The organism is Zobellia roscoffensis (assembly GCF_015330165.1).
GTDB classification, from domain to species: Bacteria; Bacteroidota; Bacteroidia; order Flavobacteriales; family Flavobacteriaceae; genus Zobellia; species Zobellia roscoffensis.
On the sequence record NZ_JADDXT010000002.1, the window covers coordinates 3,043,649 to 3,063,701 of the forward strand.

The window sequence follows — 20,053 nt, forward strand, 5'->3', positions numbered from 1 at the left end:
AGTGGTGTCGGTTTTATTTAATTAGGTGTTTAGGCAAATCCTCTACACGTTCACAGCATAGCTGGTCCATGACCTGTTTAAATTGCGTTTTTAACATTGATATTGTATGGTCGCCGCCTTTGTTTCCAAGGGCTCCACAGCCATAGACAAAAGAACGCCCCATAAAAGTAAATTTGGCACCACTTGCCATGGCGCGTGCAATGTCCGGGCCAGAACGCAAGCCGCTATCCATCATTATTTCTATCTGGTCGCTATATTTTGCTGCAATTTCGGTTAAAGAATTTATGGTTGATTGAGCTGCATCTAACTGTCGTCCTCCATGATTGGAAACAATAATACCATCAAATCCCATGCGAATGGCATCTTGGGTGTCTTGCTCCGAGGCAACACCTTTTAGCACTAGCTTACCTTTCCATTTATCACGGATAGGTTTTATTTTTTCTTCGTTCAATCTGCCAGAAAAGGTTTTATCCATAAATGCTCCCAGTTGTTTTAAATCGAGCCCTTCGGGAGTATATGGTCTTAGGGTTTCAAATGTGGGTTGACCATATTTTAAAGTGTTAAATGCCCAGTTTGGCTTTCCAAAAATTTGAAGAATATTGGCAAGGGTCATTTTTGGAGGTAATGCCAATCCGTTTCTAAAATCCCGCGGGCGGTAACCAAATGTAGGTACATCACATAAAAGAACGAGTACAGGACAACCAGCTGCTTCTGCACGATCTAAAATATTGTCCCGTATGGCATTGTCTACGGGATTATATAATTGAAACCAAGCATTGCCTTCAGTGAGTTCGCTTGCCTTTTCAATATCCATAGTGGTAACCGTACTGAGTATAAATGGAATATTATGGTTAAAGGCCGCTTCTGCTAAAATAGCCGGTGTGTTAGGCCACATCAGTCCTTGTAGACCCACAGGCGCAATACCAAAAGGGGCATCGAACTCCATGCCCATTACCTTTGTTTTTATAGAGCTGGTACCATAATTTCTCAGGTACCTTGGTTGCAGTTGTATTTTTCGAATTTCTTCAGTATTTCTGGTGAGGCTTACATCTTCATTACAACCGCCATCTAAATATTCAAAAGCGAATTTGGGTATACGACCCTTGGCTTTTATCCTTAAATCATCTACCGAGGGATAATCTGAATTGAAACCCATAATTCTAGTTGTTTAAAATGGATGATACATGCTTTTTTACAGCATAATTTTTATCTAAAAAGGTAGGTTCTAAAACCACATCGGAAATAACGATAGCTGCACCAAGAGCAGAGCCTAAAGAAGAATCTGTGGTACTTAGTTTCATATTGCCCATATACTCCGAAAGCAAATGAATATATACTTCGTTGTCACTAAAACCTCCATCTACGTAAAGTTGCTGTATCTTGGAGTTTCCCATAGCGGCCCTAATACTTTTTTCTTGGAGCAAGACCAATTCCAGAATTAATTGGTGATAGGCATGCTCAAATTTATCATAGGATATTGAGGTCTCTGCCGGCATGTCTTCTGAAAACATAGTAAACCACTTGAACATATGAACGAAATCTTTATTGATTTCGAAAAAAGTTTCTTGGTCAAATTTTACGTTTCTGTGGGAATCATCCGAAACATTAAAATGGTCGGCCAATGCTTTAACTTGAAGCTTATATTCATTACCCAAAAATAACCGGGATACTTTTACAGGACTCCCATCTATTCTCATGTTAAAAAGCGAATCATTTTCAATATCTTCTAGAGTAAGCATTCCCGTATTGAAAGGGTTGATAGAAATACTCCATGTTCCTGTTGAAACCAAGATAAAGGGTTTAGAAATACTACGGATATAAGGTAATAGGGCAGAGGAGCTATCATGGATACCAATACCCATTTTAATTTTTTTACCCTTATAATTTATAATAGTTGATTGTCTTGAGGATGCAAGAGGAGGTAATTTTTTATCAATACCCTCTGTATAGACCCAATTATGATAGTCTTTTTTCTCAAAGTCCCAAAGCAAGGTATGACAACCAATGCTGGTATACTCGCTAACTGGTACTCCGGTAAATAGGTAACTCAAGTATTGAGGCAAATGAAGGGAGTATTTTATTTTTTTAAAAGTTTCTGGCTGCGCATTTTTTAACCAGTATAGATGCATACCGGTATTTAACATACCTAATTTTGGGGAGCCAGTTATTCTTGATAATTCATTTTCTGGACCATAAGCTTTATAAAAAGCCTCATAAATATCCTCTTTTAAAGGCTTCATATAATTATAAAGAGGTGTAAGTGGTGTTCCTTTTTCATCAATATGTATCCAGCTGGCACCGTAACACGAAAAGTTTAAGGCTTCGATTTCATATTCTACAGAGTTGAGCATTTTATCAAATACCTCTTTTGCCCATTCTTCTAATGCTGCAAGATTTTCTGAAGGGTACCCGTCCTCGTCCTGAATTTCTTCAAAACTAATATACTCCCGATGCACCTCTTGGAAATCCTCATCAAAAAGGAAGAATTTTTTATTCGTCTTCCCAATATCAAATACAGCCGTAACTTTAGTTTTCATCGTGTTGTAATTATAGTCCAGATGCAACGGAGTTAGCACCTCTTTCTTTGATTAAATTCTCTCTTACTTTTAGAGACCGATAAGTGTTTATAGGGCTTAAAGCTCCACCACTGTTTAATCTTGCTTTTTCTAGTAGTGGTCTGACATCTGTCCGATAGGCATCTTGTAGAATCTCCTGACATTTAACCACATCATGATTCAACTGAGCTTCGGTTAACAATTTTTGGTCTACAAGCAATGCTTTTGCATGTGCTTCTTGTATGGCCTCTAATGATTGAATCAAATCCTCCAATGGATCTTTTATATTATGGCTGGCATCTATCATCCAGGCCGGGTATGGATTCTGAGGGTTATTTTCCATTCCATACACCAACGCATTGAAAATCAAGAACAGGGCATAAGGTTTAACACTTCCAACGGTAAGATCATCATCGCCATATTTACTATCATTAAAATGAAAACCACCCAGTTTTCCCTTTAGCATTAAAGTGGAAACTATTTGTTCAATATTGGTGTTGGGTAAATGATGCCCTAAATCTACCAAGGTATATGCTTTATTACCACATGCATTGGCCAGCATGAATGAAGTTCCCCAATCTTGAATTACCGTACTGTAAAAATTGGGCTCGTAAGGTTTATATTCTATGAACATTTTCCAGTTCTCAGGAAGGGTTTTGTAGATGTCCTTAAGGCTGTCTTCTGTATTTTGTAATGCGGATTGAAAATTGGTTTGTCCAGGAAAATTTGAACCGTCTGCTAACCAAACCGTTAAACTTTTGGAACCAAGTTTATCTCCAATTTTTATTACTTCAATATTATGTGCAACGGCCTGTTCGCGAGCGGCTTTACTTGTGTTGCTCAAAGAACCGAACTTATAACTTTCCTTAACGTTCTTTTGATCTTGAAAAGTGTTTGAGTTGACTGCGTCAAATAAAATACCGTGAGAGTTTGCTATATCTTTGATGGCATTGTAGTCCGTTGGAACATCCCATGGAATATGCAATGATATGGCACCCGCAGTTTGTGTTAGCGAGTGGATCAATCCAACATCATCAATTTTCAGTTCCAGATTTGATGGCTCTCCTTGAAATCCAAAACGTCCGAATCTTGTGCCACCTGCCCCCAAGGCCCAACTAGGTATTGCTACTTGAAAGTCTTGAAGTTTTTTGATAATAGCGTTAACATCTTTACCTTTTTTTGAAAGAGTACATCCTAAAAAGTCGAAACGCTCATTATGTTCGGTGATTTCTTTTTGGTTGATATCCCCGAGTTGATTTTTATCTATTTTCATAAAGTCTTTAATTTTGGAAGAATATTTCCATGGGCTATGCAGCCCATGGAAATAAAAACAAACTAACTCAAAACAACTTATCTTACAAATGCATTGGCCATACCGCCGTCTACATTGATAATATTTCCTGTGGTCTTGTCCAGTATTCCTACGCATGCGAACACACCGTTTGCAATATCGTTAGGATAAATAATTTCATTTAAAAGGTTACGTTTGGCGTAATGAGCAGGAAGCTCTTCAACTGTAATCCCGTATGCCTTGGCGCGACCTTCGGCCCAATCGCCTTCCCATATCTTACTGCCCACGATCACCCCGTCCGGGTTTACGGTATTGACCCGTATTTTATCACCGCCCAGCTCTGCGGCCAATAAACGCGCCATATGCTGTTGTGCGGCCTTGGAGGTGCCGTAAGCTACATTGTTCGGTCCCGATACCAGACCGTTCTTGCTGGCTATGCTAATAAAGTCCCCGCCCAAGCTCTGTTTGCGCATAACGGCCACGGCTTGCTTGGCAAGTTCGAACTGCCCTTTTACCAGTACGTTCTGTAGGATATCCCAATCTTTTTCGGTGGTCTCTTCCAGCGGCTTTGAAATGGCCAGGCCTGCACTATGTACTACGATATCCACTCCTCCGAACGCTAAACAGGCTTTTTTATAGGCCTCGGCAATGGATTCACTTTTCGTTACATCGCAGACCGCATAGCTGGCAATGTCCCTTGCATAGGTGGAGACCGCTTCTTCCAACCTATCTTCGGCAATGTCCGTTAATACTACATTGGCACCTTCCTCGGCCAGCTTGTCCGCAATGGCCTTGCCGATCCCTCCGCCCGCACCGGTAACCAAGGCTACTTTACGGGATAATGGTTTTTCTTTTGGCATACGCTGCAGTTTGGCCTCCTCCAATAACCAGTATTCAATATCAAAAGCCTCCTGTCTTGGTAACGAGGTATACTCCGTAATGGCTTCTGCACCGCGCATTACGTTAATTGCGTTCACGTAAAACTCGTTGGCAACACGAGTGGTCTGCTTGTTTTTTGCAAAGCTGAACATACCTACACCTGGGTAGATAATAATAACCGGGCTGGCATCTCTTACGGCAGGGCTATTGTTCCGTTTATGGTTGTCATAATAGGATTGATATTCTTTTCTGTACTGTTCAAAATCGGGATGTAATTTAGCCAGTACGGCCTCCGTATCCGAAAGGTCTTCCTTGGCATCCAATTTCAATACCAAAGGTTGAATTTTAGTCCTTAAAAAGTGGTCGGGACATGAGGTGCCCATAGGTGCCAGGCGCTCCAGGTCGTTACTGTTTATGTACTCTAGAACGACATCACTATCGTTAAAATGTCCGATCATCCTGTTTTCGGAAGAACAAAGGCCTCTAAGCATTGGCATAAGCTGGGCGGCCTTTTCCAGACGCTCCTCTTTGGGAAGGCTCTCTATCTTTTGCCCCCCGAAAACACTTCCGTTGGCCTTTATTTTGTTCTCAATATATTCCGAGGCCATTTCAATGACCTCAAGACTGTTCATATAACATTCGTGGGAGGTGTCCCCCCAAGTAAAAAGTCCGTGGCTGCCCAGAACGATCCCGCGTATACCGGGGTTGTCGTTCAAACATTTTTCCAGTTGAAGGCCTAGGTCAAAACCGGGCCGTTGCCAAGGTACCCACCCCATGGTATCTCCCCAGATCTCTTTAGTCACTTTTTCACTGTCCTTTGCCGCGGCTACGGCTATTAAGGCATCCGGGTGCAAATGGTCTATATGTTTAAAGGGGAGCAATCCGTGCAATGGCGTGTCTATGGAAGGGGCCTTGCTGTCCAGGTCATAGATGCAATGGTTAAAGAGGCCGACCATGCGGTCCTCATCTTCCAGCCCGCCGTAGACGTTCTTTAGGTTTCTTAACCTTTCCGTATACAGACCTGCTATTCCAGCTTTGGTCAATGTACCGATATCGCCACCGGAACCCTTGATCCACATTACTTCCACATCATCACCGGTCAACGGGTCTTTTTCAATGGTCTTACAACTCGTATTTCCGCCACCATAGTTGGTGATCCTTAGATCCGCCCCAAGGATATTTGAGCGATAAAGAAAAAGGGCTACTTGGTCATCGCCCAGTGCAGCGGCTTTCTTTTCATCCCAAAGATGGTCTACGTACTTAAATTGTTGTGCTGTATTTTTCATTTGAAGGGTTATTACGTTTGTAGACAAAAATATAGGATGGGGGAAAGCTATCCGTCCTGTACTGTACCGTTTCACCCCCAAAAAATAAATATGCGCATTTTTAGGTATTATAAAATTACCTCTTTACTATTGTGGTATTGTTACTATTTTGTGCTTAGTAAACAAAAAGATTTTAACCGATGGACATATTCAATTTTATTAAGATAGACGAAAACTCCAGGGTGCCCAAGTACAGGCAGATTGTGGACTCAATCATCTATAATATTTCTTCTGGAAATCTAAAGATGGACGACAAGATTCCGTCTATAAATAGGTTTAGTGAAGAGTACCTTTTATCAAGAGATACGGTAGAAAAAGCGTATAGTATTTTAAGGGAACGTAAGGTTATCATCTCCATAAAGGGCAAGGGTTACTACATAGCCCGGACCAAGCTGATATCAAAGGTCAATATTCTTTTTCTTATCAATAAATTGAGTTCGTATAAGATGCGGATCTATAATTCTTTTATAGAGCGTATCGGGGGAACCGCCCATACAAATCTTTTCATCTACCATTGCGAGGAGGAACTTTTCCTGAATCTTTTGGAAAAGAACCGCAATGCTTACGATTATTATGTAATCATGCCGCATTTTAAGACCGATAAGCTGAAGCATGCTAGTCAAACCATGGAAGCAATTAAGGCGATCGACCAGATTCCCAAGGAGAAATTAATCATAATGGACAACCTCTTGTCTGGAATACAGGGGGAGCATATAGAGATTTACCAAGACTTTGAAAACGATATATACAATGCGTTGAAGGAAGGGTTGGGTAAAATTTCCAAATATGAGAAGCTTATCATTACCTATCCTGAGGAATCGGTCTATCCGTATCCGAAAAGAATCCTGCATGGGTTCCGCAAGTTTTGCGGGGAGCACAATATTGATTTCGAGGTGCTTAACGAAATCTATGATGATATGATATTAAAAAAAGGCGATTTGTTTATTACTATAAGCGAGTCCGACTTGGTGAGCTTGGTGAACCAGATACGTAACCAAGAATTCGACCTCGGTAATGAAATAGGCGTAATCTCCTATAATGATACGCCCTTGAAGCAACTGTTGGGAATTACCTGTATCTCCACGGATTTCAAGGCCATGGGAGAAACCGCGGCCCGTATGATTATGGACAAGAAAAAGGGTAAGGTCAAGAACCCTTTTCATTTTATTGATAGGAACTCAATATAATCTACAACTATCTCAAACAAAATCGTAACCAACACAATCTTAATAAAGTAAGAGGGGATGTTAAGAGATTTTCGGATATGTTGTAATGTCAATATTTTTAAGGCTTTTTACGGGCATAAATTTTAATTTAAGCCGTCTTCATAACCCAGTTTTGGCATTAGGTATTTCAATTTTTGCACATTCCTTATCGCCGTTAAATGTGGTTGCACTAAAGTTAAAAACTGGGCTACTACTACTAGTATTACTACTACTACTACTACTACTACTTAAATTCCGATACCTTGGGGTTTGGAATGGCAAAGATATCAGTATACCCAACTCACAAAACTTACTTCAAACCGTTTAGATCATAGAATTAGGCCATCATTTTAATTAGGTATTTATTATCAGGCAAGTTTTAGGAGTGTAGTAATAAGTTGGGTCTAAACAAATATGGTTAAACCTACCAATATCTCCAAGTTTTTAGAATCTACAGCTGAGAAAAATCAGGATAGGTTTAAATGCTTAAGCAGGACAGTACAGGACACCACAGCACGGTACAGGATGAGTTATAAGAATCACTCATATACATTTGAAGATACCTTAAAATATCGCTCAATATTTTAAGGATAATATATAACTCAACTAAATAATTCAAAATTATGAAAAAAAGGTTAAGAGGAAATCCTCAGGGATTTCTAATGATTATGATTCTGCTATGTGGTTTTACGATGCAGGCGCAAAGTGTTACCATATCAGGAACTGTGGTTTCGGCAGACGATTCGCAACCACTACCCGGGGTAAATGTAATCGTTAAAGGAACCACTACAGGTTCCGTAACGGATTTTGACGGGAACTACAGTATTGTGGCTCCAGATGCCAATAGTGTTTTGGTGTTTACTTACTTAGGTTTTACTACACAAGAGATTCCAGTTAGTGGTAAAAGCCAGATTGATGTGTCCATGACTGAAGACGCTGCTCTTCTAGATGAAGTTGTGGTGGTTGGGTACGGTACCCAGATTAAGCGCCAAGTAACTGGTGCGGTGTCTACAATTCAAGCCAATGAACTTGCGGATATTCCTGTTTCTCAGGTTACTCAGAAAATACAGGGTAGATTACCAGGGGTTCAAATTAATCAGGCTACTGGTAAACCGGGGCAGGGAATGTCTGTTCGGATAAGAGGGCAACTATCTGTTTCTGGTGGAAGTGACCCATTATATGTAGTAGATGGTTTTCCTATTTCCGGTGGTATCAATACTATAAACCCAGATGAGATTCAGGATATTACGGTGCTAAAAGATGCTGCTTCTACATCACTTTATGGCTCCAGAGCCGCAAATGGTGTGGTGTTGATTACTACAAAAAATGGAAGGCCTGGTGAAACTAGTGTAAGCTTAAATATGACAACTAGCATGCAGAGTGTTCCACAGCGTGGAAGAATAGATATGATGGATGCCGTTCAGTTCGCTCAGTTTAAAAAGGAATATTATGAAGATCAAGGGAGTCCGGTTCCAGAGATTTTTCAAAACCCTTCGCAGTACGAAGGCCAAACCAACGATTGGTACGACGCTCTTTTAAGAACTGCGCCTATGACCAATTATAACCTGAGCATAACTTCTAACAAAGAAAAACTAAAAACTTCGGTGGTTCTAGGTTTCTTTGATCAAGAAGGAGTGGTATTAGGTTCGGATTACAAACGTTATTCGTTACGTGCAAATTTGGAGTATAAGTTAAACGATAAAGTTCGTATAGGGGTGAATGTTGCTCCAAATCACATCATAGACAATGTGCCAAGAACAGATGGTACTAGAGGTACGGGCCTTTTATTCAATGCATTGCATACATGGCCGATCATGCCCATTTACAATCCGGATGGTACACGAACGGAATTCAATAGATTTCCAGCTGATACAGGAAATATTTTCTCTTACGCCAACTGGTTGAATTCTGCCGAACGTATCAAAGATGAAACAAAAAGTGTAAATCTTTTGTCAAATGCTTTTCTTGAATATAAGCCTATTGAAGGTCTTGCTATTAAGACCAGTTTGAATGCCGAATTATATAATGAGCAATATGAATTCTTCAGTCCAACTAATGCTACCTATTCAATAAACAGACCCGTACCGACCAATAATGAGGCCATTTGGGATGACCGAAATACTTTTTCTTGGTTGAACGAAAATACGGTTACGTACGATAAAAGTATTGGTGACCATACGTTTTCTGTCTTAGGAGGTTTTACCTATCAAAAATACCGTCAAGACCGTAGTAGGGTTCAAGCATCTGATTTTGCAGATGATCGCTTGCCAACAATCCAAGGGGCAACTAATATTAATAGAAATGGAACGTATGATCAAGTAAGAGAGTGGAGTTTGGTTTCCTTTTTATCCAGGCTTACATATAATTATAAAGGAAAATATCTGTTGACAGGTTCTATTCGTAGTGATGGTTCTTCAAGGTTTGGATCGGAGAACCGTTGGGGTACTTTTCCTTCGGTATCTGCCGGTTGGATTGCCTCGGATGAGCCTTTCTTAGAAAATTCAGAAACCATATCGTTGCTTAAATTAAGAGGTAGTTATGGCGTTACGGGAAATAACAATATTGGTAACTACACACAATATGCTTTAATAGATAATACAGTAAATGCGGTTTTTGGTGATACTTTTGCACCGGGCTCTGCGGTAAACTCGCTTTCCAATTCAAATTTGGGCTGGGAAACTACTAAGCAATTTGATGCCGGACTGGATTTGAGTCTGTTTAATGACAGAGTTTCTTTCGTTTATGATTACTATACCAAGAATACCACAAACTTATTATACAATGTTCAAGTGGCCAGAGAATCTGGTTTTTCAAATTTCAGTGATAATATTGGTGAGATACGTTTTTGGGGTCATGAGTTTGCTTTAAATACAGTGAATACCACTGGTAAATTTAAATGGACTACTAATGCCAATATTTCATTTAATAGAAATAGGGTAGAAGCATTGGCAGATGGTATTGATAGGGTTTACGGTCCTGGAGGATGGCATATAACTAAAGTAGGAGAACCTTTTGGTCAATTTTATGGTCATGTTTCTGATGGCGTATATTTAAACCAAGAAGATTTGGATAATTCACCACAGGTTCCGGGTCGTTCAACGGTGGGTAGTATAAAACTCGTGGATATTAATGGTGATGGTATTATAACGAATGGAGGAGATGAGGATGATCGTGCCATTACAGGAAGTCCTTTTCCGGATTTCACCTATGGGATTACGAATACTATCAAATACGGTAATTTCGATTTTTCAGTAGTAGGCACCGGATCACAAGGCAATCAGTTATTGGTGAGACATTTGTACAGTACAACAAATTTAGATGGTGTTTTTAATCTCTTAGCAGATGTAGAAAACCGTTTTAGATCTGTTGAGAATCCTGGGGATGGTTTTTATGGTACTACGGTAGGTGGTGGTAACGTTACCGGTATAGAGAGGGATTGGATTAACGATCGTTTTGTAGCAGACGCTTCTTATTTTAATATTAGAAATATCACTTTAGGATATACCTTACCAGGCTTAGAGAAATACTTCAAGTCTGCTAGAATATATGGATCTATTCAAAATGTGCACATTTTTACTAAATATTGGGGTGGGCCAAATCCTGAAATAAGTGTTCAGAACGATGGAGATGGAGACGGTGGCAACCTTGCCTCAGGGGTAGATATCTCTGGATACCCCGTTCCAAGAATATTTAGTGTTGGTTTAAATTTAAACTTTTAAATCATAAACTACGATGTCAGAACATATTTCACTTTCGACAAATTTTAAAACTGAAAAAATGAAAAAGATATTTTATTGTATCGTAGTATCACTGGCTTTTTTGGTCGGTAGCTGCGATGATGAGCTAACTATATTTCCTGAAGATTCACTGAGTGTACCTACTTTCTTTAAAACGGAAACGGATTTTACGCAAGCAGTGAACGGTGCCTACGTGCCCTTGCGCTTGATTAATAACCAGGCAAAGCCGTATTTGGCCGAGATGCATTCGGACAACACTTATTTTGCCCGTAATACGGCATTTGGGGCAACGGAGAACCAAGAGGATATAGCGGACCACTCCATACCAAGTGATGGAGGAATTACTGCCAATAGATGGGTAGAAGAGATATATCGGGAATATTATCAGGTTATAGCGCGTACAAATCAAATTCTTACAACTATTGACGATGCCGAGTTTGATGAAACGGCTAAGGCCAACCTTAAAGGTCAAGCACTTTTTTTAAGAGCATATTCCTATTTTGATTTAACACAGTTGTTCGGCAGTGTTCCTATGCACTTAGAGCCTGTATTGGATCGTGAAGGAGCCGCTTTACCTCTTTCTGGCGAAGATGATCTTTATGTGCAAATTATTGAAGATGCTAAACAAGCTACTGCTTTATTGCCCCTTAAATCGGAACAAGAACCGGGAAGGGTTACTTTGGGAGCGGCGCAAACACTCTTGGCCAATGTTTATATGGTACGTGAGCAATGGAGCGAGGCAGAAACTTTACTAAAAGCGGTTGTAGCCAGTAATGAATATATGCTAATGCCGAATTACGAAGATGCTTTCTCCGGAAATAGTGAAAACAAGAACAACATGGAATCTGTTTTTGAAATTCAATACAGGGAAGGTGCAGAAGGTTTAAATGGTAGTTTTTTATATAACTTCCTACCGAGGCCTATCACTGCCGAAGAAGTTGGAGCTATAACTGGGACATCAAATCCGCAACCAGTGAATGGTGAGGGAAATAATATTCCAACTCCAGATATAATTGAGGCTTATGAAGAAGGTGACTTAAGGGAAGACGCTTCAATTATGTACGTTGACATTAGTGAAAGTTTTTGGGAAGATGGTGTTTACCCTATTATTAAAAAATATGTGGAGCCACATGCACTGCATAATAACCATGGAATGAACTGGCCGGTATACAGGTATTCAGAAGTGTTACTATTTTTAGCAGAAGCTTTGGAAGAACAGGGAAAAGATGGAGAAGCTCTTCCTTACCTAAATCAAGTTCGTACCCGAGCAGGTTTAGGTGACCCTGCAGGGGATTTAGGTGAAGCCATCTTTAAAGAGAGAAGGGTGGAACTTGCCTTTGAAAACAAAAGATGGTTTGATTTGGTAAGAACAGGCCGTGCCATAGACGTGATTACGGCCCACGGCAATAAGATAAAGGCGAACCCTATTGATTATTACTATCCTGCAGGAGTAGAACCAAGAGGAAATGTTTTTACCAATATTTCTGAACGATATGCACTTCCTGCTTCGGAGTCCTCTCTGAATCCTAATTTTTAATGGAATTGTTAAAAGGTTTAATATAAAAGTAATTAAAGGTCATGGTAATTCATGGCCTTTAATCATAGAGGTAGAATGACTCTTTTATTTGGCTTAGGGTCATTTGGAATAATAGGTAGAATTCTAGTAATCAATTAAAATATATAAGAATAATGTGTAAAAATAGTTGTGAAATATTCAAATTTCTAACCAATGGATTTCTGGTATTGTCGTTAGTGTTTTGCTTTCAATCCTGTAAAGAAAAGAAACAGGAAGCGGTGACTGAGGTTTCAAATGAAATGCCACAAAAAGGTGATGACTTTGTAAGCATATTTGATGGGAAAACTTTAACCGGTTGGAAAGGGGACGTCAATTACTGGCGTGTTGAAAATGGAAATCTAGTGGGTGAGGTAACCCCCGAGACTCTTTTGAAGAGAAATACTTTTATTATCTGGCAAGAAGGTCAACCGGGTGATTTTGAATTAAAACTAGAGTTTAAAATAACCGAATCAGGAAATAGCGGAATTAATTATAGAAGTGATTTAATAGATTCCATTCCTAATGCTCTTAAAGGATATCAAGCTGATATTGACGGAAAAATCAGATATACGGGTCAGAACTACGAGGAGAAAAAAAGGGCCACTTTAGCATACCGTGGGGAGAAGGTAAAAATACAGACCCAAGATAATCCGGATGTTGCCGGTTCTTTACGGGGCAATGTAAAGAAGAATTGCTGGCAGAGTAGGGAAGTAATAGATTCCTTGGGAGAATCAGATTCACTAAAGGCTAAAATTAAAAGTGAAGATTGGAATGAAGTACATCTGGTTATAAAAGGAAACCGTCTTCAGCATTACGTTAATGGTGTATTAATGAGTGATGTAATTGATGAAGATACTATAAATAGAAAGTTAAAAGGACATTTAGGAGTTCAGGTTCATGTAGGTCCACCTATGAAGGTTGAGTATAGAAATATAAGGTTGAAGCACCTTTAAATTTGAATAGGGCATGTGCCAAAGGATAGTACAGGATAGATATGTTTTTTTCTGCGGCTAACTTTGTTTGAACAAACAATTAATTAAATAAATCCAGGAATTTTAAGAACTATTCTATGAAAAATAAAGTTGTGGTTTTAACAGGTGCAGGAGGTGTTTTGTGCAGTAGCCTTGCCAAAGCATTTGCTAAAAAGGAATGTAAAGTTGCCGTATTGGACCTAAATAGAGAGGCTGCCGATAGGGTTGCTGAGGAAATCAAAGCTGAGGGAGGTGTGGCCATTGGGGTACAGGCAAATGTTTTGGAAGAACAGTCGTTAGATGGGGCCAAAGCAGTGGTCAACCAAGAACTGGGACCTTGCGACATATTAATTAATGGGGCAGGCGGAAATCATCCTTTAGGAACTACTAGTGAACCCTATTTTAGAGCGGAAGATCTTAATAACACTGTAGAGGGGTTCAAAACTTTTTTTGATTTAGATGTAGATGGTATACAGTTTACCTTTAACCTAAATTTTATAGGTACGCTCTTACCAACTCAGGTTTTTGCCAAGGATATGGTTGGAAGGGATGAGTGTAATATTCTAAATATTTCATCCATGAATGCATTTACGCCATTAACCAAGATTCCGGCATATAGCGGTGCAAAGGCTGCTGTATCTAATTTTACACAATGGTTAGCAGTCCATTTTTCAAAGATTGGCATTCGTGTAAACGCTTTGGCCCCTGGTTTTTTTCTTACTGATCAGAATAGAACCTTACTTACTGAGACTAATGGTTCTTTGACATCCAGAGGGAATACTATTATAGGTCAAACACCTATGGGGCGTTTTGGCGAACCGGGAGACCTTATTGGACCTACACTTTGGTTATGCGGAAATCAAGCTTCATTTGTAACGGGAGTTGTTGTGCCAATCGATGGAGGTTTTAGTGCATTTAGTGGTGTTTAAATAAATCGAAAAAAAAATAAAATGAGCATAAATTTAGAACAAACATGGCGCTGGTACGGACCCGAAGATCCCGTTGCACTGGCCGATATACGACAAGCAGGTGCGACAGGAATAGTTTCGGCTTTACATCACGTTCCAAATGGTCAAATCTGGTCTATTCTAGAAATAGAAAAGAGAAAGAAAGAAATAGAAGAGGCAGGATTATCTTGGTCAGTAGTTGAGAGTGTGCCTATTCATGAGAGCATCAAAACGCAAGCAGATGGTTACATGACTTATATTGAGAACTATAAGGAGACTCTCATGAATTTAGGAGAGTGCGGTATTGATATTGTCTGTTATAATTTTATGCCTGTTTTGGATTGGACACGTACCAATCTAGATTTTGAAGTAGAGGATAATTCTACCGCATTGCGGTTTGAAGCGGCCGCATTTGCTGCGTTTGAACTGTTTTTACTTAAGAGGCCAGGAGCGGAAAGTACGTACGAACAGAAGGAAATAGAAGAAGCGAAAAAATACTTTGAAAGTCTAACGGATGAAGGAAAGCACAAGTTATCCAACAATATTATAGCTGGACTGCCCGGAGCTGAAGAAGGATATTCTTTGGAAGAGTTTAATTCAATCTTATCTACCTATGACGCAATAGGTCCAGAAAAATTAAAACAGCATTTGTTTGAGTTTCTAGGGCATATTATTCCAGTAGCTGAGAAAGCTGGGGTTCTAATGTGTATACATCCAGATGATCCTCCATTTGAAATATTGGGTCTCCCAAGGGTGGTGAGTACGGAGAAAGATATTGTAGAATTATACGATGCTGTAGATAGTCCTAATAATGGACTTACCTTCTGCACGGGTTCTTTTGGTGTTAGAAAGGATAACGATTTACCGGGTATGGTTGAACGGTTGGGCAATCGTATTCATTTTATACATTTAAGGAGTACGCAACGTGATTCCCATGGTAATTTTCATGAAGCTAACCATTTAGAAGGGGATGTAGATATGTACGGTGTAATGAAGGCACTCGTTAACGAACAGGTAAAGCGGCAAACTAACGGAAGAAAAGATTTTCGCATGCCCATGCGCCCTGACCATGGACACAAAATGCTAGATGATCTTAGGAAGAAAACTAACCCGGGATATTCTGGAATTGGCCGATTAAGAGGTTTGGCGGAATTGCGCGGTTTGGAACTTGGTATCAGAAAATCCTTGTTCAACTAGGAATATTATGTTTCAATAGGAACCAAGACTAAAATGTCTTAAGCCCTCAAACTATATGCATATTTGCAGCAGAATATACTAAAAATAGATTGTAAATTAATAAATATGGGTAATCTACAAGATTTTTAAAAATTAGTGATTTCAAATGCAGGACATGTAGAAGGTTTAGCTGAAGGCGATAAAGCTCCGGATTTCATTTTACCGAATGCATTAGGAAATGATGTTTCGCTATATGTAAAGTTACAATCCGGCGTAGTAATTATTAAATTTTATCGTGGCGAATGGTGTCCTATATGTAATTTAGACTTGAGGGAGGTACAAAGTAAATTATCTGAGATTAAATCTTTAGGAGCTTCTGTTATAGCAATAAGTCCACAAAACCCGGACATGGCACTAACCGCAAAGGAAAAAAACAATTTAGATTTTGAAGTGCTAAGTGATGCAAATCAAAAAATCATTAAGGCGTATAACCTTCAGTTTGATCCAGGTAAAGATTATCATGCGCGTCGCGATTTAGCACTTCTAAATGGTAATGGTTCAAAAACACTTCCGGTTCCGGCCACCTTTATTATCAATACCGATCAAGTCATTGTAACCGCTCATGTAGAAGCCAATTATACGGAAAGAATGGGGGTGTCCGAAATTCTATCGGTACTTAAAGACTTAGCAGATTAGGTATAGCTAATAGGTAGTACATAAAATCATTAAATTCGCCCATCCTCAGGACAGCACAGGATGGGTAATGATACTATAACACATAAGTTTGATGAAGATTTTTTTCATTACCTATCCCTGTTCAAAACATTTATTTCTTTGAGTTGGGTAAACATCTAATTTTATGAGAACAAGAATTTTTGCTGCAATTTTACTTTGCATGTGTCTTCTTTCAGCAAAGGCACAAATGACCAAAAACGAACAGAACGCCAAAAAACCTAATATCATTTTTATTCTAACAGATGATCAGCGTTTTGATGCTTTGGGTTATGCTGGGAATAAACTTATATCTACCCCAGAAATGGATAAGTTGGCCAAAGAAGGCACCTATTTTAAGAACGCTATGGTGACCACACCAATTTGTGCAGCGAGCAGGGCTAGTATTTTAACTGGGCTTTATGAACGTACACATAATTTCAATTTTCAAACTGGGAATATAAGAGAGTCTTATATGGCAGAATCTTATTCTTCCATTTTAAAAGAGAATGGATATTTCACCGGTTTTTATGGTAAATACGGAGTCCGCTATGATAATCTAGAAAACCAATTTGATCAATATGAGTCTTATGATCGAAATAATGAATATAAAGACAAGCGTGGTTATTATTATAAAACGTTAGGTAAGGATACGGTTCATTTAACACGATATACGGGTCAAAAAGCAATAGATTTTATTGCAGATGTAAAAACGGATAAACCCTTTTGTCTTTCTTTGAGTTTTAGCGCGCCTCACGCACACGATCCCGCGCAGGACCAGTACTTCTGGCAAGGAGAGTCAGATGCTTTACTTCAGAATATGAATATGCCCGAAGCAGATTTAAGTGACGATAAATACTTTGAAGCCCAACCTAAATTTGTACGTGAAGGCTTTAACCGTTTACGATGGACCTGGAGGTATGATACCCCTGAAAAATACCAGCATAGTGTAAAAGGGTATTATAGAATGATCTCAGGAATAGATCGTGAAATTGCCAAAATCCGTTTGGAACTAGAAAAAAAAGGTCTTGCAGAAAACACGGTTATTATTTTAATGGGTGATAATGGTTATTTTTTAGGAGAGCGACAGTTAGCTGGTAAATGGTTGTTATATGATAATTCCGTTCGGGTACCCCTAATAGTCTTTGATCCAAGGGTGAAAAAACAGAAAGATAGTGAGGCCTTAGCTTTAAATATAGATGTGCCTTCTACTATTTTAGACCTTGCTGGAGTTGGACAGCCAAAAGCATGGCATGGTAAAAGTTTAATGCCGATAGTTGCAAAACAGACAAAGAACCTTGAACGCGATACTGTGCTTATTGAGCATATTTGGGAGTTTGAGAGCATTCCTCCCAGTGAAGGAGTTCGTACAAAAGATTGGAAGTATTTTAGATATGTCAACGATAAATCCATAGAGGAACTTTATGACCTTAAAAAAGACCCTAAGGAAATCAATAATCTTGCAAAAGACCCAGCTTATGCTGAAAAAATGGATGCGTTCAGGAAGTCTACGGATGTCTTGATTACTAAAAATAGTGATGCCAATAGAGCAGCGCCAACGGATTTGACCGTTGAGTTGATTCGCTCTCCGGAAACCGAAGTTGAAGTTTTTGATTTGGAACCCGAATTCGGATGGACCGTTCCATTAGGTTCAAAGTTTCAATCTGCCTATCAAATTTTGGTAGCTTCGGATAAAGGAAATATCGACAACAATAATGGCGACATCTGGGATAGTGGGCAAGTACGCTCATCGGCATCAACAAATGTAATATATGGAGGTAATCCTTTAGAAATAGGGAAAACCTACTATTGGAAGGTTCGTATCTGGGAAGAAGAAAACCGTTTGGTAGAGTATTCCGAAGTACAAAAATTTACTACAGGAAAAAGTGACAGTTACATCATTTCGACTGAAAACAAGTTCGTTACAAGCAAAATCAAACCCGTAAAATTTGAAAACAAAGGAGATTTTTATTTTATCGACTTCGGAAAAGCTGCTTTTGCCACCATGGATTTTAACTACACGGCCAAAACACCACACACCTTAACGGTTAGAGTTGGGGAAATGGTCGATGATAAAGGTAATGTGAACAGAACCCCTCCGAAAAAGAGTAACATTCGTTATCAAGAGATAGAGGTTAATGTAAAACCAGGTCAAACAAAGTATCAAATACAAGTTCAAACAAACGAAAGAAATACAAGACCTAATAAAGCAATTCCCCTGCCAGATGGATTTCCACCGCTTGTACCCTTCAGATATGCAGAAATTGAGGGTGCTCAAGAGTCTATTTCGGCAGATGATGTTGAACAGCTTGCCTTCCATACCTATTGGGATGAGGAAGCGAGTAGTTTTAAAAGTAATGATGATATTTTGAATCAAGTTTGGGACCTGTGCAAGTACTCCATTAAGGCAACTACCTTTAATGGACTATATGTTGACGGAGACCGCGAACGTATTCCCTACGAGGCCGATGCATATCTAAATCAGTTAAGCCATTATACGACGGATAGGGAGTTTGCCATCGGAAGGCGGACTATTGAGTATTTCATGAAGAACCCGACATGGCCTACGGAATGGCAACAACATGTAGCTTTATTGATTTATGCCGACTATATGTACACCGGCAATACTGAATTGATAGAACGTTATTACGAAGCCTTAAAACACAAAACACTTTACGAACTATCGAATGAAGATGGTTTGATAACTTCTACGAAGGTGGACCGTGACTTTATGCGAAAGCTAGGTTTTAGTGATGGTTACAAGAAGCCCCTAACGGATATTGTAGATTGGCCACCGCCAAATTTTAATGGTAGTACCACCCCCGGCGAACTTGATGGTTTTGTATTTAGGCCCTATAGTACGGTAATCAATTCATTCTTCTATGAGAATATGAAAATCATGGTAGAGTTTGCCCGCATTCTTGGCAAGACCCAAGAAGTGATGGATTTTGAATTACGGGCTGCCAAGGCAAAAAAAGCGGTTAACGAGCAAATGTTCGATAAAGAAAGAGGTGTTTATGTAGATGGTATTGGTACAGACCATGCGTCATTGCATGCCAACATGATGCCCTTGGCCTTTGGTTTGGTTCCAGAAGAGAATTATGAATCTGTTGTGAATTATGTAAAATCTCGAGGCATGGCGTGTAGTGTTTATGGCTCTCAATTCTTGATGGATGGATTATATAATGCTGGAGAAGAGGATTATGCCCTGCAATTATTGACCGATACCAGCGATAGAAGTTGGTACAACATGATTCGTATTGGATCTACCATAACTCTAGAGTCATGGGATAATAAATACAAAAATAATTTGGACTGGAACCACGCTTGGGGTGCCGTCCCTGCAAATGTTATCCCAAGGGGACTATGGGGTATAAAGCCTAAAACGCCGGGATTTGCAATTGCTACTATTAAACCTCAAATGAGCAAGTTGAAATCAAGCACTATTGAAGTACCTACGGTACGAGGAACAATTAAAGGAACATATACACATAATGGTCCCAGACTTCAAACTTATGAAATTGAAATACCAGGAAACATGGTGGCTGAATTTTCATTAAACAATTTAGAAGGAAAAGATTTTATCCACAATGGTGAAAAAGTACCATCCGCTTTTGAGTCGATTAGACTTTCGCCCGGAAAGCATACCATTCAGCTAAAAATAAATTCATTTTAAGAAAGAAACAGAAAGATATAAACTA

Annotated in this window: 12 protein-coding genes; 8 read left to right on the forward strand and 4 right to left on the reverse strand. The window is 39.3% G+C overall.

Annotated features, from left to right (window positions below):
- Positions 1-13 precede the first annotated feature (13 nt).
- From IWC72_RS12655 to IWC72_RS12670, 4 genes are all read right to left on the reverse strand, one after another.
- Complete coding sequence (locus tag IWC72_RS12655) at positions 14-1,156, reverse strand: alpha-hydroxy acid oxidase (protein ID WP_194526534.1); 1,143 nt, start codon at positions 1,154-1,156, stop codon at positions 14-16.
- Positions 1,157-1,160: 4 nt separating this feature from the next.
- A complete protein-coding gene (locus tag IWC72_RS12660) occupies positions 1,161-2,537 on the reverse strand; it encodes an FGGY-family carbohydrate kinase (RefSeq protein WP_194526535.1) in 1,377 nt (458 codons plus the stop codon).
- A 10-nt stretch (positions 2,538-2,547) separates the two neighbouring features.
- A complete protein-coding gene (locus tag IWC72_RS12665) occupies positions 2,548-3,828 on the reverse strand; it encodes a sugar isomerase (protein WP_194530004.1) in 1,281 nt (426 codons plus the stop codon).
- Positions 3,829-3,905: 77 nt separating this feature from the next.
- Positions 3,906-6,011, reverse strand: coding sequence for a bifunctional aldolase/short-chain dehydrogenase (locus tag IWC72_RS12670; RefSeq protein ID WP_194526537.1), 2,106 nt, complete (start codon positions 6,009-6,011; stop codon positions 3,906-3,908).
- Positions 6,012-6,190: 179 nt separating this feature from the next.
- Here IWC72_RS12670 and IWC72_RS12675 point away from each other — a divergent pair, with 179 nt between their 5' ends.
- The 8 genes from IWC72_RS12675 (at position 6,191) to IWC72_RS12710 (ending at position 20,028) form a co-directional block, all read left to right on the forward strand.
- Positions 6,191-7,237, forward strand: a complete 1,047-nt coding sequence (locus IWC72_RS12675) for a GntR family transcriptional regulator (protein ID WP_194526538.1) — start codon at positions 6,191-6,193, stop codon at positions 7,235-7,237.
- Positions 7,238-7,878: 641 nt separating this feature from the next.
- Positions 7,879-10,974, forward strand: a complete 3,096-nt coding sequence (locus IWC72_RS12680) for a SusC/RagA family TonB-linked outer membrane protein (protein ID WP_194526539.1) — start codon at positions 7,879-7,881, stop codon at positions 10,972-10,974.
- Positions 10,975-11,032: 58 nt separating this feature from the next.
- Positions 11,033-12,529 carry a RagB/SusD family nutrient uptake outer membrane protein gene (locus IWC72_RS12685; RefSeq protein WP_194526540.1) on the forward strand — a complete coding sequence of 499 codons (1,497 nt, stop codon included), beginning with the start codon at positions 11,033-11,035 and terminating at the stop codon, positions 12,527-12,529.
- A 152-nt stretch (positions 12,530-12,681) separates the two neighbouring features.
- The gene (locus tag IWC72_RS12690) at positions 12,682-13,500 is read left to right on the forward strand and encodes a 3-keto-disaccharide hydrolase (protein WP_226979555.1); all 819 of its coding nucleotides are present in this window, start codon (positions 12,682-12,684) and stop codon (positions 13,498-13,500) included.
- 116 nt (positions 13,501-13,616) lie between these two features.
- Complete coding sequence (locus IWC72_RS12695; protein ID WP_194530005.1) at positions 13,617-14,447, forward strand: SDR family oxidoreductase; 831 nt, start codon at positions 13,617-13,619, stop codon at positions 14,445-14,447.
- 21 nt (positions 14,448-14,468) lie between these two features.
- Positions 14,469-15,662 (forward strand): mannonate dehydratase, encoded by a 1,194-nt coding sequence (gene uxuA, locus IWC72_RS12700; RefSeq protein WP_226968023.1) that lies wholly within the window; start codon positions 14,469-14,471, stop codon positions 15,660-15,662.
- 135 nt (positions 15,663-15,797) lie between these two features.
- On the forward strand, positions 15,798-16,337 hold the full coding sequence (locus IWC72_RS12705; protein WP_194530006.1) for a peroxiredoxin-like family protein: 540 nt from the start codon (positions 15,798-15,800) through the stop codon (positions 16,335-16,337).
- 163 nt (positions 16,338-16,500) lie between these two features.
- Positions 16,501-20,028: a sulfatase-like hydrolase/transferase gene (locus tag IWC72_RS12710; protein WP_194530007.1), complete on the forward strand. Its 3,528-nt coding sequence runs from the start codon at positions 16,501-16,503 to the stop codon at positions 20,026-20,028.
- Positions 20,029-20,053 lie beyond the last annotated feature (25 nt).

Excerpts from the sequence above, each read along its gene's own strand:
- IWC72_RS12655 (WP_194526534.1), bottom strand. The coding sequence starts at position 1,156 with ATGGGTTTCAATTCAGATTATCCCTCGGTAGATGATTTAAGGATAAAA.
- IWC72_RS12660 (WP_194526535.1), bottom strand. The coding sequence starts at position 2,537 with ATGAAAACTAAAGTTACGGCTGTATTTGATATTGGGAAGACGAATAAA.
- IWC72_RS12665 (WP_194530004.1), bottom strand. The coding sequence starts at position 3,828 with ATGAAAATAGATAAAAATCAACTCGGGGATATCAACCAAAAAGAAATC.
- IWC72_RS12670 (WP_194526537.1), bottom strand. The coding sequence starts at position 6,011 with ATGAAAAATACAGCACAACAATTTAAGTACGTAGACCATCTTTGGGAT.
- IWC72_RS12675 (WP_194526538.1), top strand. The coding sequence starts at position 6,191 with ATGGACATATTCAATTTTATTAAGATAGACGAAAACTCCAGGGTGCCC.
- IWC72_RS12680 (WP_194526539.1), top strand. The coding sequence starts at position 7,879 with ATGAAAAAAAGGTTAAGAGGAAATCCTCAGGGATTTCTAATGATTATG.
- IWC72_RS12685 (WP_194526540.1), top strand. The coding sequence starts at position 11,033 with ATGAAAAAGATATTTTATTGTATCGTAGTATCACTGGCTTTTTTGGTC.
- IWC72_RS12690 (WP_226979555.1), top strand. The coding sequence starts at position 12,682 with ATGTGTAAAAATAGTTGTGAAATATTCAAATTTCTAACCAATGGATTT.
- IWC72_RS12695 (WP_194530005.1), top strand. The coding sequence starts at position 13,617 with ATGAAAAATAAAGTTGTGGTTTTAACAGGTGCAGGAGGTGTTTTGTGC.
- uxuA (WP_226968023.1), top strand. The coding sequence starts at position 14,469 with ATGAGCATAAATTTAGAACAAACATGGCGCTGGTACGGACCCGAAGAT.
- IWC72_RS12710 (WP_194530007.1), top strand. The coding sequence starts at position 16,501 with ATGAGAACAAGAATTTTTGCTGCAATTTTACTTTGCATGTGTCTTCTT.